The following is a 12898-nucleotide window of genomic DNA, read 5'->3' as shown; positions in this document are numbered from 1 at the left end:
TGACATTGTCTTCGTGGATGGATATATTCGATGATGAAGGCAAATCGAGGAGGCAGGTCAAGCCATGTCGTCGGACAAATCGGTTGAAGAGTTCCTTCCCCTGCGGCCCCTGATATTCGCCATTCTGCTGGGGCTGGGCCAGGGCGAACGGCACGGCTATGCCATCATGCAGGACGCCAATGAGCGGCTCAGTCACCGCGCCATCGTCGGCCCGGGGACCCTTTACCGCACCCTCAAGGAGTTGCGGGAACAAGGCCTGATCGAGCCTTGCGCCTCTCCCTCGGGCAAGGATGCCCGGCGCCAGTACTACGGCATCACCGACCTGGGCCGCCGGGTCGCCCGAGAGGAGGCCCGCCGCATGTCGGATTTGGTCGAGCAAGCCCGTGTCGAGCGCCTCTTGCAGCCCTAGGAGGAGCCGGCTGGAGCCTCATATGTTAAGTGGGATGGTAAGTGCCGAAAAGCGATATCGAAAGCTGCTCAAGATCCTCCCCAAGCGCTTCCGCCAGGAAGCCCAAAGGGAGTTGCTGGAGGTCTTCCGCGCCGAGTACGCCGCCAGCCGCAACGCGGGCGGAAACGCCCTTCCGTCCTTGATCCGCAGCCTCCGATTGTGGACGCGCCTTCTCCTCGACCTCTTGCTGACGGCCGTGGCCGTCCAATCGCAGATGCTGCTGGAAAGGCTGGGCGCCCGATCTCGACCGTCCAGCAGCACATGGAGGCAGAGCACCGCCATGAGCCGTATCTTCCAAGACTTCCGCTATGCCCTGCGCGCCCTGGGGCGCACTCCGGCATTCACCGCCGTCGCCATCCTCACTCTGGCCCTGGGCATCGGAGCCAATGCGGCGGTTTTTTCAGTGGTGCATGAGCTTTTCTTCAAAACGCCGGCCCACCTGCACGAGCCGGAGCGGCTGGTGCGGATCGTACGCACCCAGCGAGGCGAGGTGCGGACGTCTCTCTCCTACCCCGACTTCGCCCATTACCGCGATCACTGCGAGGCCTTTGAGTCGCTGACGGGATTCGATTCCTCGGGACTGGCGCTGACGGTGGGCTTCGGGGATGAGTTCTTTCCGGCTCAGGGGATGATGGTCTCGCGAGAGTACTTTCAGGTGCTGGGAGCGCGTCCGCAGGCCGGGCGCTGGTTCCTGCCTGAAGAGGGGCAGACCCCGGGAACGCATCCCGTGGCGGTCATTTCCCACAGCCTCTTCCAGCGCTTGTTGGGAGGACGCCCCGAAGCCTTGCCGGCCTCATTGACGCTCAACGGACATCCCTTCACGGCAGTAGGCGCGGCTCCTGCCGGCTTTGCAGGAGCCAGTCCCCTGGAACCCCCTCCCGACCTGTGGGTTCCCCTCATGATGCAACCCCTTCTGGCTCCGGCAGGCGGCGATTGGACGCTGCAGCGAGTCCCCCATCATTCCTGGAACTGGCTTAACGTGATCGGGCGCCTCAAGGACGGCGTCACGGCCCAGGCGGCTCAGGCAAACCTGGATGCCATGGCGGCTTATCTGGCCGAGAACTACCCCGATTGGAACGAGGAGATGGGGGCGCGCCTGTTCGAGTCCTACCGCTACATCCCCGGCACCCACGACTCGATCGTCTCGCTTTCGCGCCTGATGGCCGCGGCCGTGGGGCTGCTGCTGCTTATCGCCTGCGTCAACATTGCCGTACTGCTGCTGGCCCGCTCCTCCGCGCGCACCCGCGATGTGGGCATCCGCCTGGCTCTGGGAGCAGGGCGCTGGAGAGTCCTGCGCCTCTCGCTCACGGAAAGCCTGCTGCTGGCTTTGGGAGGAGGACTTTTGGGCGTCCTCATCGCCGATTTGGCTTCGGGCCTCACCCGGACCTTGCTGCCTTACCCCATCCCGTCCTTCAGCGGACCTGGCTTGACCGTGCTGGGCGCCTCGATGGCGCTGGCCGCGGCCACTGCACTGGCCGCCGGATTGGCTCCGGCCCTGCAAACCTCGCGTCTGGACCCCTTTTCCACCCTGCGCGGACAGCAGGGATTAGACAGCCGAGGACGCCTGCGCCAGGGACTGGTGGTCGCTCAGGTGGCGCTCTCGCTGGTGCTGGTCTGCTCGGCGGTGCTGCTGGCGCGCTCTCTCTACGCCGCCCGCAGCGTCGATTTGGGATTCGAGAGCGCCGACCGCCTCCTGCTGCAGGTCAACCTGCGCTTTCACGGCTACAGTCCGCAGCAGGGCCGCGCCTTCGTCGATCAAGTCTTGGAACGGCTCAATCGGCATCCCGCCGTCAAAGCGGCCACGGCCACCGTGATGGTGCCCTTCAGAGGCGTATGGACCGAGGACGTGGTGCCCCAGGATCCGCGCCGCCAAGAATCACCGGGGAACAGCGGGAAGCTCTCAGCCGACCCCATGGCCCCCGGCACCAACGCAGTGGCGTACCGATACTTCGAGACGATGGGCATCGCGGTAAGGGGACGCTCTTTCACCGCCCGCGACACTCCTGAGAGCCCGGCGGTCGTGATCGTCAACGAAGCTTTCGCCAAGCACGTATGGCCGGACGCTGAGGCCCTGGGGCAGAGCCTCTACTACGAGCGCAACGAACCTCCCGCCACCGTCGTCGGGGTGGCCCGTAACGCCCGCTACTACAGCCTGCAAGGCGAAACTCAACATCAGGTCTACTGGCCTTTGTCGCAGCGCTACCAGCCCTCTTTCAGCCTGCTGCTGCACACGGGCCCGCTCTCGGCACAACTGGTCCAAGACCTGCGCCGCCGCGTGCTTGAAGTGGACCCGTCGCTGGCCCTGCAGCAGGTTTCGACCTTGCAGGAGGTGGTCGACAACGAAACCGCCCAATACCGAACTTCGGCCGCCGCCGTGACCCTCTTTGCCGTGTTGGCCCTGACCCTGGCTGCCGTCGGACTCTACGGCGTGGAGTCTTACCTGGTTTCGCAGCGCCGACGCGAAATCGGCGTGCGCATGGCCCTGGGCGCCGGACGCGGACGCATCCAGCGGGCCGTCCTCTTCTCGGCTGCCCGCCAGACCGCCCTGGGCCTCCTCCTCGGCCTCCCCGCCGCCATTCTGGCCGCCCTCTACCTGCGCACCCACCTCTTCGGCCCCCCGGCCCACGACTTCCTCACCTGGCTAGGCGTCCCCCTGCTCCTCCTCGCCGTCGCCCTCCTGGCCGCCTCCCTCCCCGCCCACCGGGCCTCCCGCATCAATCCCCTCACCACCCTGCGCGCGGATTAGCAAGGACTCCTCGTCTCGACTTGCAGCAAAACCTTTGGAAAGATCCTGGTGTCCGGAACGCTACTGATGGAAGACCGAAGGGGTCGCACTATGTCCTCCTGGAAGCGGTCCACGGCCTGCGTGTGCGCGCGGCCCCGGGAAGCAATTACGCGGCTGCTAGTGCCGCCGGTCATAAGTTCTGAGCCGGGGCCGCCGTTTTTTGTCCCTGACAGGGACAGATTCGCCGGCCCAGCGTGTTAGAAGTCAAGTCCGGGCTCGCTGAAGGCGAGCGATTCGCCAGCCCAAGCGACTGTGTTAGAAGTCAAGTCCGGGCTCGCTGAAGGCGAGCGATTCGTCAGCCCAGGGTCAGCCCCGGCGAGCGTTAGCGAGACGGCGGCGCCACCCTGGGTTTCAGACGGCAAAGGTCTGAACGCTGAAAGCGTGGGATAACGCCACAGGGTGGCTCAAAACTTCTGACGCACCGCACTAGAGTGTACCGCCGCGGGCAAGGATCATAAAGGCCCTGGGCGAGAGGATGCGGATCGGCGACGCTTCGGCTACACACAAGAGATCCTGGTCCCCGCTCACGAGGACCTCCGCACCAGCCGAAATGGCATCGGCCAAGACCCTTTCGTCGTCCGGATCCCGCACCGCGATCGGAGAAGGCGCATCGCCCCGCGGAACGATGTCGCACCGCTCAAAGACGGCCTCAACCGCGGAGAGCGCCTCTGGACTCGCCCTTAGCTTCTCGGTCAGGACTCGGCGGACCTCTTGCGCAACCCTCTCAGGAACAACCAACTCGTATTCGGAAAGCACAAGTCTCAGCAGGTCAGCGCAGAGGCCCCGAGCAACGAAGGCAGCGACCAGCACGTTGGAATCCAAGCAAATGCGCGTCACGAGACCAGTTTGAAGACGTCCTCGTCGGTGTAGATACCCTGAGCTTCAGCGAAGGGGATCAGTTGCCGCCGGGCTTCCTCCAGGAGTTCAAGCTTCAACTGGCGGCGCAGCGCCTCACGGACCATCTCGCTCCGCGAGCGGCCGGTGTCACGGCAGACGCGATCAAGCATGTCTTCAAGGCCCGGATCGAGGCGGATGGTAACGGCTCCAGTCTTCATGTAGTACAACGTACCACAACGAAACGAATCGCCGCAAGACCGACTGGGGCCCGCAAGCTTGAGCACGCCCTAACTCGTCGAGGAAGTGGCTCAAGTCCGTGACGAAGGTATCAGCCATTTGGAATCCCTCCAAAGCCCAAGCCGCTGCTGGTCAGCCAGCTCCACGGCCCATCCATCGTAGAAGGCCCATCCCAAGACGTTTCCCAAGGGACTCAGGCAGGACTCGGCCGTTCACGCCGAGCACACCGGCGACCACGAAGATTATAGCGGTTGAGATCTTTCGCACGCGCCGGAGCTGGATGTGGCAGTTCTGGCAGCGAAGCTTTCCAAGACTGAAGAGGTTTCGCCACACGGAGGGTTCTGTATGACACTTCGGACAGCGGGACATGACCTTGCGCTCCTGAGCCGCTGCGGTGAATCGAGGCCCAATCAGCGCGAGTTGTCGTGGACGCCCTTGCGGACGCTGGCCAGGGAGGAGGCCAGGATGCGGATGCCCTCGCTTTCGAGTCCTGTCCAGCGCGGCAGGTTGCGCATCGTCAGCAGCCAGAAGTAAAAGCGGAAGACCCCATACCAGAACATGGCCCTCAGGCTGAGCCGGTGACTCATGAGGGAGGCCATTTCCTGCTCGAGCAAGGGGACGTAGCGGCTGAAGAGCTGCTGCCGGTACTCGGGATCGCTCTGCAAGGCCTTGTGAGCGGGAGAACTCATCTCCTGCAGGATCACATCGGTGTAGGAGGCTTCCTGCCCCTGCTCCCGATGGGGCGCCCGGGCGGCGATCAGACGGGCGAACCCTACCAAGGCCGCCAAACTGATGACAGCCAAAAAGGTGCCGACGAGACCGATTACGAGGAGGACTTGCGTAATAATGACTTCACCGCCTTTTCAAATTTCTCGCTTCGGCGCATCCGCTCGTCCACGGACATCTCAGGCACGGCTACCGAAGGCGAATAGCTTCTCAGCGTCCAAAACCAGAAGATCCAGGTGAAGACCGGCAACACCGTCAACCACATGACCAGCTTGTGATAAGGAAAGATCTGGCTGACGTAAAGGCCCCAAGGAATGTACTCCAGCGTGGTCTTCATGCTCAGGCCGATGAGAATGTAGAGGTGGGTCAGGCCGATGCGCATGCGCCGATTGACGCTGACATGGTAGAGCACCAAGGCCAGCAGCACCGCCTGGGTGTTGAGCAACCAGGCCTTGAGCACCACCCACAGGCTGCCGATTCTGCTCAGGTCATGGGGGAGCGCATAGAAGATGTTCATCAACATCGCGAAGGTCCCCAGGACCAACCAGAGCATCCCGTCCCTGTGTCCGCGGAACATGCGGTAGAACCAGATGAGGATGCAGATCTGCAAAATCCAGATCACGTACTCCGAAGTGTAGTAGAGCCAGCTATAAGTGACAAACCACTGGAAATCGCCTTCGCCCAATCTCTCATACAAGCGCAGGACCGCTTCCTGAATCAGGCATACGGCGACAAAAACGTAGAAGAGAGGCATGCGGGACAGGACCTTTTGCCGGTAGCCGGACCACAGCAACCAGCAGGGAATGATCACATGAATGAGCCCGATCAAGATGTCGATGAGGTCCCAGTCCACCCACATGGGCACGGATGTTACCATAGAACGTACGCAAAGTCGTCAATGGATATTCGCTATCGTAGCAGTACGGCGGAGGTGAGATCGGGCGCTGCGGTTCCTGATCGGGGTGCAAATCAAGGGGCCGGGCGCGCGTGCCCGGCCCCTTGTTGGACAGCGCTTCTCTCCTAAGGAGCCGGCGGGGGCGGCGGGCAGTCGGGAGGACGCGGGATGACTTGGCACTCAGGGGGTTCCTGAGGCGGGGGCTTGGACTCCTCCAGCCAGACGCAAGTCTCGCCAACAGGCAGATCCAGTAGCCTTTCTCCAGAGTTACTCGCCAGCACGAGCACGATCAGCCAAAACAGAACCGATGCGGAGCGGAACATAAGGTAGCCTCCTCTTCACAGGCGGTTCGTTCAGGCATCGGCCAGTTCTCTATTATACGCAAGAGAGCCAATATTCATACTAGACGGCAAATAAGCCTAACTGTTATGGAATTAGGAGATTGCTGGACAGGCACTCTCGTGGCGTGGCCGGACCGACTCGCGGTGCGGGTGCCGCCAGTCTAGACCAAGACGAGTTGCTTGGGAAGATTTCTTGCCGGAGGGGTATCCTACAATCTTTCCATGGCCAAGAGCCTCACGGTTTTCGTCTGTCAAAGCTGCGGCACCCGCAGCCCCAAGTGGTTGGGACGCTGCCCCGGCTGCCAGGAGTGGAATACTCTGGCCGAAGAGAGCAGCCGCTCTATTTCGGGCAGGGCGGCGGCTTCTCCCGCCGTCGCTTATCCCGACATCGAGAGGGACGCCAGGTGGCGGATCGAAAGCGGGATCGGGGAATTCGACCGGGTCTTGGGCGGAGGCATCGTGCCCGGCTCCGTGGTGCTGCTGGGAGGCGAGCCGGGAGTGGGCAAATCGACTCTGGTGCTGCAAGCGGCCGAGCAACTCTCCAGGCGCGGCCTGCAAACGCTCTATGTGGCGGGAGAAGAGTCGGCTCAGCAGATCAAGATGCGCGGCGACCGCCTGGAGATCCAGGGAAAACACTTGTACTTCATCGGCCAGACCGCATTAGAAGCCATCTTCGAGGAGGCACGCCGGCTGCGTCCCAACGTGCTCATCGTCGATTCCATTCAGACCGTGTTCAGCGAGAAGCTGGACTCGATTCCGGGCAGCATCTCTCAGGTGCGCGAGTGCGCGGCGGCGTTGCTGCGCTTCGCCAAGGAGCAGCAGGTGCCGACCTTCCTGGTAGGCCACATCACCAAGGACGGCGCTTTGGCCGGACCCAAGGCCTTGGAGCACATCGTCGACACGGTGCTTTATTTCGAGGGCGAGCAGCAGCACAATCACCGTATCGTCAGAGCCGTCAAGAACCGCTTCGGGCCCGCCAACGAACTGGGAGTCTTCGAAATGACGGGGCTGGGCCTGCGTGAAGTGGAGAATCCCTCAGAACTCTTCCTCACTGAACGGGCGCCTCACGTGCCCGGATCGGCGGTCTTCGCCGCCATGGAGGGTTCGCGCCCGGTGCTGGTCGAGGTGCAGGCGCTGGTCAGCCAGAGCAACTACAGCACGGCCCGGCGAGAGGCCAACGGATTGGACCGCAACCGCCTCTCCCTGCTGCTGGCCATGTTGGAAAGACGTGTCGGAATGCACCTCTTGGGTTCAGACGTCTTTCTCAACGTGGCCGGTGGACTGGTCTTAAACGAGCCGGCCTGCGACCTGGCGGTGGCGGCGGCCGTGATCTCGAGCTTCCGCAACCGGCCTTTAGAGGCTAAGAGTGCAGTCTTCGGGGAACTGGGCCTGGCCGGCGAAGTGCGCGCGGTGTCCTCGGCTCACGTCCGGGTCCGAGAGGCCAAAGCCATGGGATTCTCCACAGTAGTGTTACCGGCTTCCAATGTGCCCCTTTCGGAGCCCGTCAAGGGAATCGCCCTGGAGGGCGTCAGGTCCATTCTGGACTTCTTGGAATGGACTGATTCCTAAGCCTTTGCGGAGAGCATGCTACAATGGAGCGTCGCAGAGATAAGTATGCGAATTTGGATGATAAGAGGCCTGTTTACGCTGGCGTTCACGCTGGCCACCTATTTTCTACGGCCCTTTGGACTCAGCGGACTTAACGCCCTTCTGACGGGCTTTTTGATCTCCGTCGCCATCGTCACTTTCGAGATGGCGATCCGCTCAAGTTCGCTCAAGTCCTTGATCGGAGCGGGCCTGGGCGCGCTTCTGGGCATCACCGGCGCCACCCTGATCAGCCTCATCATCGACAACATGACTTTTCTCCCCGCCAACACGGCCACCTTTCTGCAGATTCTGACATTGGCCGCCATGACCTACGTCGGCATGCTGGCGGGCGTCACCAAGGGCGACTCGCTCAACCTCGACATCTTCGGACTGGTCGACCGCGGTCAGCGGCGATCGCCGAAAGTCCTCGACACCAGCGTGATCATCGACGGACGGGTGGCCGACGTGCTGGAGACCGGCTTCATCGAGGGAGAACTCTTGCTGCCCGAGTTCGTGCTCAGAGAGCTGCAAATGGTGGCTGACTCGTCCGATTCGGTTAAGCGCAACAGAGGACGGCGGGGCTTGGACATCCTGCAGAAGATCCAGAAGAAACCGGGAGTCAAGGTCAAGATCGTCGATCATGACTATCCCAGCGTCCGCGAAGTCGACATGAAGCTGATCGAACTGGCCAAGGAGACCGGCGCCAAGATCGTCACCAACGACTTCAACCTCAACAAGGTGGCCCAATTGCGGGGCGTGCAGGTGCTGAACATCAACGAATTGGCCAACGCCCTCAAGCCCGTGGTGCTGCCCGGCGAAACCATGCGGGTCTTCATCCTCAAGGAAGGCAAAGAGTACAACCAGGGCGTGGCCTACCTTGATGACGGCACCATGGTGGTGGTCGACAACGCACGCCGCAAGATCGGCAAGACCATCGACATTCAGGTCACCAGCGTGTTGCAGACCACGGCGGGCAAGATGATCTTCGGCAAGCACCAGTCATCGGGCGACGGCCGTCAGACCCCGCAGCGCGACGATTCCCGCCAGCAGAAGGTGAGCAACCTGCAATGACCGGATTGGTGTTGGCGGCCGCCGGGTCGGGCCGACGCTTTGGGTCCGAGGTTCCCAAACAGTTTCTGGAGCTGCGGGGACGCCCCCTCTATCTTCATTCCCTGGAGACGTTCTTGACCTATTGCGGATGCGCCGTGGTGGTCGTGCCCCCTGATCATGTAGACCAGGCGGAAGGCGAGGTCAAAAACCTGCAGGGAGGAGAGCGGATCCTGGTGCGGCCAGGAGGCGAGCAGCGTCAGGACTCGGTGAGGCGCGGACTCGAGGCCCTTCCCGAGGACGCCGACTTAGTGCTGGTGCACGATGCCGCCCGGCCTTTCTGCTCCTCCGCCCTCATCGAGCGGGTCATCGAGTCGGCCCGCCTTCACGGCGGATGCATTCCCGTATTGCCCCTGAGCGACACCGTCAAGGAAGTCGAGGAGGGGCAGGTGGTGCGCACCCTGGAGCGCTCCCGCCTGCGACGCGTTCAGACCCCGCAGGGATTCCGGCGCCCGATCCTGGAGGAAGCCGTGCGTAGAGCAGCCCAGGACGGCTTCGTCGGCACCGACGAGGCCTCGCTGGTGGAGCGCTTGGGACGTCCCGTGCGCACGGTTGAGGGCGAAGCCGCCAACGTCAAGATCACCTGGAGGGAGGATCTGTAAGTGTTTCGTATCGGCCAAGGATTCGATTTTCATCCCTTCCAGGAGGGACGTCGCCTCCTTCTGGGCGGCGTGGAGATCCCTCACCGCGCCGGACTCAAGGGACACTCCGATGCGGACGCGCTGCTGCATGCCGTCTGCGACGCACTGCTGGGGGCGGCCGGGATGCGCGATATCGGCAGCTATTTCCCTGACGATGATCCGGCCTACAAAGACATCTCCAGCCTCATACTGCTTGAAAAAGTGCAGCGGCTGGTACGGGGCAAGGGATGGAAAGTGGCCAATCTCGACTTGACGGTGATCGCGGAAGAGCCCAAGATCAAACCTCACGTCGAGGCTATCGAGGCCAACCTCTGCCGAACGCTGCACATCAAGCCCGAGCAGGTCGGGGTGAAAGCCACCACCATGGAGGGAGCCGGCGCCGTCGGCCGCCGAGAAGGAATCGCCGTGATGGCCGTGGTGCTGTTGACTGCAGCCTGAGCCGACCCCGGAAAGAAAAACCCGGAAAGACAACATGAACGACTCTCTGCACGAGCGCATGCAGGTCGCCCAGGAAGCGGCCCGCAAAGCCGGAAAACTGCTCTACGACAACCTGCGCGGCGATTTCAAAGTCTCCAAGAAGGGCCCCATCGACCTGGTCACCGAAATGGATCTGGCCGCCGAGAAGCAGATCGTGGAAGAGATCGGAAAGTCCTTTCCCGACGACGACGTGCTGGCCGAGGAGCGGGGCCGCCGCCAGGGCGACGAGCGGCGGCGCTGGATCATCGATCCTCTGGACGGCACCACCAACTATGCCCACGGCTACCGCTTCTTCTGCGTCTCCATCGCCTTCGAGCTGGAGGGGCAGGTCGAACTGGGCGTTGTCTTCGATCCGGTCACGGACGAACTCTACACAGCTCGACGGGGCCAAGGATCTCAGCTCAACGGGGCCGAGCTCGAAGTTTCACGCACCCAGGAACTCAAGGACGCCCTGTTGTGCACGGGATTCCCTTACGAAGAAGACCTCATGAACGCCGGCCTGGAGATGTTCCGCCGCATGCTTTTCCAGTCCCGCGCCGTACGCCGCGACGGATCGGCGGCCCTGGACCTGTGCTACGTGGCGGCAGGGCGCCTGGACGCCTTTTGGGAAAAGGGCCTGCGGGCCTGGGACGTGGCCGCGGGACAGCTCATCGTGAGCGAAGCGGGAGGCCAGGTCAGCGCCATCAACGACGACAGCTTCTCGGTCTACGGACGTCAGATCCTGGCCAGCAACGGACGCCTCCATCATCAGCTCAGGGAACACCTCAAAGCGGCCCTGCAAGTCTCCACCTGAAGGCGCCGGGGCCGGCTTAAAAGAGGACGGCCTCCTCGCCCCGCTTTTCAATCTGGCTATCCAGGTGTTCCAGCATCTTGTCCCAGCGCGCGAAAAGGGCTCGCAGCTCATCGCTCTGCAGCACGTCCGCAAGTTCCTCCTCCACTTCCTGGCGGTCGAGGTTCTTGAGGGCCTGGTAGACGGTGCGGGAACACCAGTAGACGGCCTGAGGCGTGCGCAGCTCGCTGGCGGTCCCGAAGCTGCGGGTGTGGTCGATCAGCCAAAGCTTCCAGTTGCGGTCGATCAACTGATTGCCCAGGTTGCGGTCGAAGTTGTCGATCAGGCGGTCGAAGAGCAGCTTGGTCTGGATCTGCTGGGTCCAGCGCCTGTCATCGGGCGGCTGGCGGTTTTCCCGGCGGCGCTGAGTTTCGCTTATGGCTCCGTAGATCCACAGTTGAAACGATCCCCTCTGGGAGCGGTACTCGCGCAGCACGGTGGGAGGCACCTGGTCAATGCCCAGCATGCGGCTGAGCCGGTAGGCCGCCACCTCGAAGATGTAGCTGTCCCGGTAGCCCATATGGAAGCGTCCATTGATCTGGGTGGCCTGGCGGACGTTTATGTCCACCGTGCGGAAGACGGCGTGGGATTCCAGCTCCCCGTCCTTGAGCTTCAGCCGTTGCGTCTTGTTGGTGCCCGATTCGATCTCGCGGGCCGAAACCACCTCGGCCTGACGCAAGAACTCCAGCACCTGGCTGTGGGTCTGAAAAGGCAGCGGCTCTGCGGGACCCGGCCAAGTTCCGCTCTGACTCAAGCTGGTATCGAGCGCTCCAGGAGCGGCCAAGCCGCCTGAAGGCACAATGAAGAGAAAGAGCAAGGCCGGAAGAAAGCAAAGCGCCAACCGGAGGGCCCGGTTCAGTCGCTTCAAGTCCTGCATTTGGAAAACTCCTCCTGTCAACTCCCTGTCTCTTAGACGTGCTCAGGCAGCGGGCGATTCGAAATCAGTCCGGATTCATGGAAATTTCATCGTCGGAAAGGCCCATCAAGTAAAGGGCGGCATCGAGGCGCCGCTGATCAATGCTGTGAAGAGCTTGACGCCTCACCTCGGGCTTGGCGCAGAAGGCGATGCCCAGGCCGCTGTCGAGAAGCATGGGCAAATCGTTGGCTCCATCGCCCACCGCCGCGGTTTGGGAGGGGGCCAGCCCGTGCAGGGCGGACAGCTCTTGCAGCAATTGAGCCTTGCGCCGGGCGTTGACGATCGGACCTTGAACCCGACCGGTCAGCCTTCCTCCCTCGACTTCGAGGACATTGGCGTGGAAGTGATCAAAGCCCAGTTCAGCGGCCAGGCCGCTGCCCAGTTGGCGGAACCCGCCCGAGAGAAGTCCCAGGCGGGTGCCGCGCCGACGCATCTCCTGGACAAGGCGCCGCGCTCCCGGCGTCAGGCGGATGCGGGAGCGGACGCGGCCCAAGATCTGCTCCGAGGCTCCCCGCAGGCAGTCCACCCTTTGGCGCAGCGATTCGTCGAAGTCCATCTCGCCGCGCATGGCTCTCTCGGTCACCGCAGCGACCTTTTCGTAGACGCCCACTTGGCGGGCCAATTCGTCGATGCCTTCCTGCTCGACCAGCGTCGAGTCCATGTCCATGACCAGCAAGCCCGGCGGCTGGGGTCCCAGGCGTCCCGGCTGCAAGGAAAGGTCGAGTCCCTCTTGGCGCAAGGGAGCCAGGCGTTTCTCCAGCCGCGGAAAAGCCGTGCCTTGAAGCGACATCTCCAGAGCCGTCATGCCCTTCAGGGAGAGAGGACGCAGCCAGGGCGTGGCGAATCCAGCGGCCCAGGATTCGTGCAAAGCGGCCTTCAGGGCGGTCAGGTCACGCGGGCCGCTGAGAGCCACGATCCGCCCGTCTCCGCTCATCTCTGCGGCCTTGCGGCAGAGACGCGGATGGCGAGGACTCTGCGAAGAAAACCGGCTCAGTGCCCCTAGTCCCTCCCTTTCATCCATGAGCACATGCTAAATCAGGATGCCAAGTCTTGGGAGATGAAGATGGAGAAG

Annotated in this window: 13 protein-coding genes; 7 read left to right on the top strand and 6 right to left on the bottom strand. The window is 62.7% G+C overall.

The genetic code is table 11. From position 1 onward, the window contains the following. The first annotated feature begins 64 nt into the window (after window positions 1-64). Together VLU25_17400 and VLU25_17395 are read left to right on the top strand one after the other, a co-directional pair. Window positions 65-409: a PadR family transcriptional regulator gene (locus VLU25_17400; GenBank protein ID HSR69712.1), complete on the top strand. Its 345-nt coding sequence runs from the start codon at window positions 65-67 to the stop codon at window positions 407-409. Window positions 410-443: 34 nt separating this feature from the next. After that, a complete protein-coding gene (locus tag VLU25_17395) occupies window positions 444-3194 on the top strand; it encodes an ABC transporter permease (GenBank protein ID HSR69711.1) in 2751 nt (916 codons plus the stop codon). Between the two features lie 465 nt (window positions 3195-3659). Here the strand turns inward: VLU25_17395 and VLU25_17390 are convergent, their stop codons facing one another. The 4 genes from VLU25_17390 to VLU25_17375 form a co-directional block, all read right to left on the bottom strand. Then, window positions 3660-4055, bottom strand: a complete 396-nt coding sequence (locus tag VLU25_17390) for a putative toxin-antitoxin system toxin component, PIN family (protein HSR69710.1) — start codon at window positions 4053-4055, stop codon at window positions 3660-3662. Window positions 4056-4066: 11 nt separating this feature from the next. Next, a complete protein-coding gene (locus VLU25_17385) occupies window positions 4067-4288 on the bottom strand; it encodes a CopG family transcriptional regulator (GenBank protein HSR69709.1) in 222 nt (73 codons plus the stop codon). 429 nt (window positions 4289-4717) lie between these two features. Continuing rightward, window positions 4718-5110 (bottom strand): hypothetical protein, encoded by a 393-nt coding sequence (locus VLU25_17380; GenBank protein ID HSR69708.1) that lies wholly within the window; start codon window positions 5108-5110, stop codon window positions 4718-4720. 20 nt (window positions 5111-5130) lie between these two features. Next, window positions 5131-5892, bottom strand: a complete 762-nt coding sequence (locus VLU25_17375; GenBank protein ID HSR69707.1) for a hypothetical protein — start codon at window positions 5890-5892, stop codon at window positions 5131-5133. A 599-nt stretch (window positions 5893-6491) separates the two neighbouring features. Between VLU25_17375 and radA the strand changes: the two genes are divergently transcribed. From radA to VLU25_17350, 5 genes are read left to right on the top strand one after another with little or no spacing between them, the layout of a single operon-like run. Beyond that, a complete protein-coding gene (radA, locus tag VLU25_17370; GenBank protein HSR69706.1) occupies window positions 6492-7838 on the top strand; it encodes a DNA repair protein RadA in 1347 nt (448 codons plus the stop codon). 57 nt (window positions 7839-7895) lie between these two features. Further along, window positions 7896-8927 (top strand): PIN domain-containing protein, encoded by a 1032-nt coding sequence (locus VLU25_17365; GenBank protein ID HSR69705.1) that lies wholly within the window; start codon window positions 7896-7898, stop codon window positions 8925-8927. After that, on the top strand, window positions 8924-9565 hold the full coding sequence (gene ispD / locus VLU25_17360) for a 2-C-methyl-D-erythritol 4-phosphate cytidylyltransferase (GenBank protein ID HSR69704.1): 642 nt from the start codon (window positions 8924-8926) through the stop codon (window positions 9563-9565). Before VLU25_17365 ends, ispD begins: the two co-directional genes overlap by 4 nt. Then, the gene (ispF, locus tag VLU25_17355; protein HSR69703.1) at window positions 9566-10042 is read left to right on the top strand and encodes a 2-C-methyl-D-erythritol 2,4-cyclodiphosphate synthase; all 477 of its coding nucleotides are present in this window, start codon (window positions 9566-9568) and stop codon (window positions 10040-10042) included. Window positions 10043-10076: 34 nt separating this feature from the next. Continuing rightward, on the top strand, window positions 10077-10874 hold the full coding sequence (locus VLU25_17350; protein ID HSR69702.1) for an inositol monophosphatase family protein: 798 nt from the start codon (window positions 10077-10079) through the stop codon (window positions 10872-10874). 16 nt (window positions 10875-10890) lie between these two features. Here VLU25_17350 and VLU25_17345 read toward each other — a convergent pair whose 3' ends face one another. Further along, window positions 10891-11787: a hypothetical protein gene (locus VLU25_17345; protein ID HSR69701.1), complete on the bottom strand. Its 897-nt coding sequence runs from the start codon at window positions 11785-11787 to the stop codon at window positions 10891-10893. 64 nt (window positions 11788-11851) lie between these two features. After that, window positions 11852-12847, bottom strand: coding sequence for a phosphoserine phosphatase SerB (gene serB, locus VLU25_17340; GenBank protein ID HSR69700.1), 996 nt, complete (start codon window positions 12845-12847; stop codon window positions 11852-11854). Window positions 12848-12898: the final 51 nt, after the last annotated feature.

It is taken from the genome of Acidobacteriota bacterium (genome assembly GCA_035471785.1).
In the GTDB taxonomy this organism is placed as follows: Bacteria; Acidobacteriota; UBA6911; order RPQK01; family DATIPO01; genus JANQFM01.
Note: the sequence above shows the minus strand (reverse complement) of the source record. Positions and strands in the feature narration are given on the sequence as shown.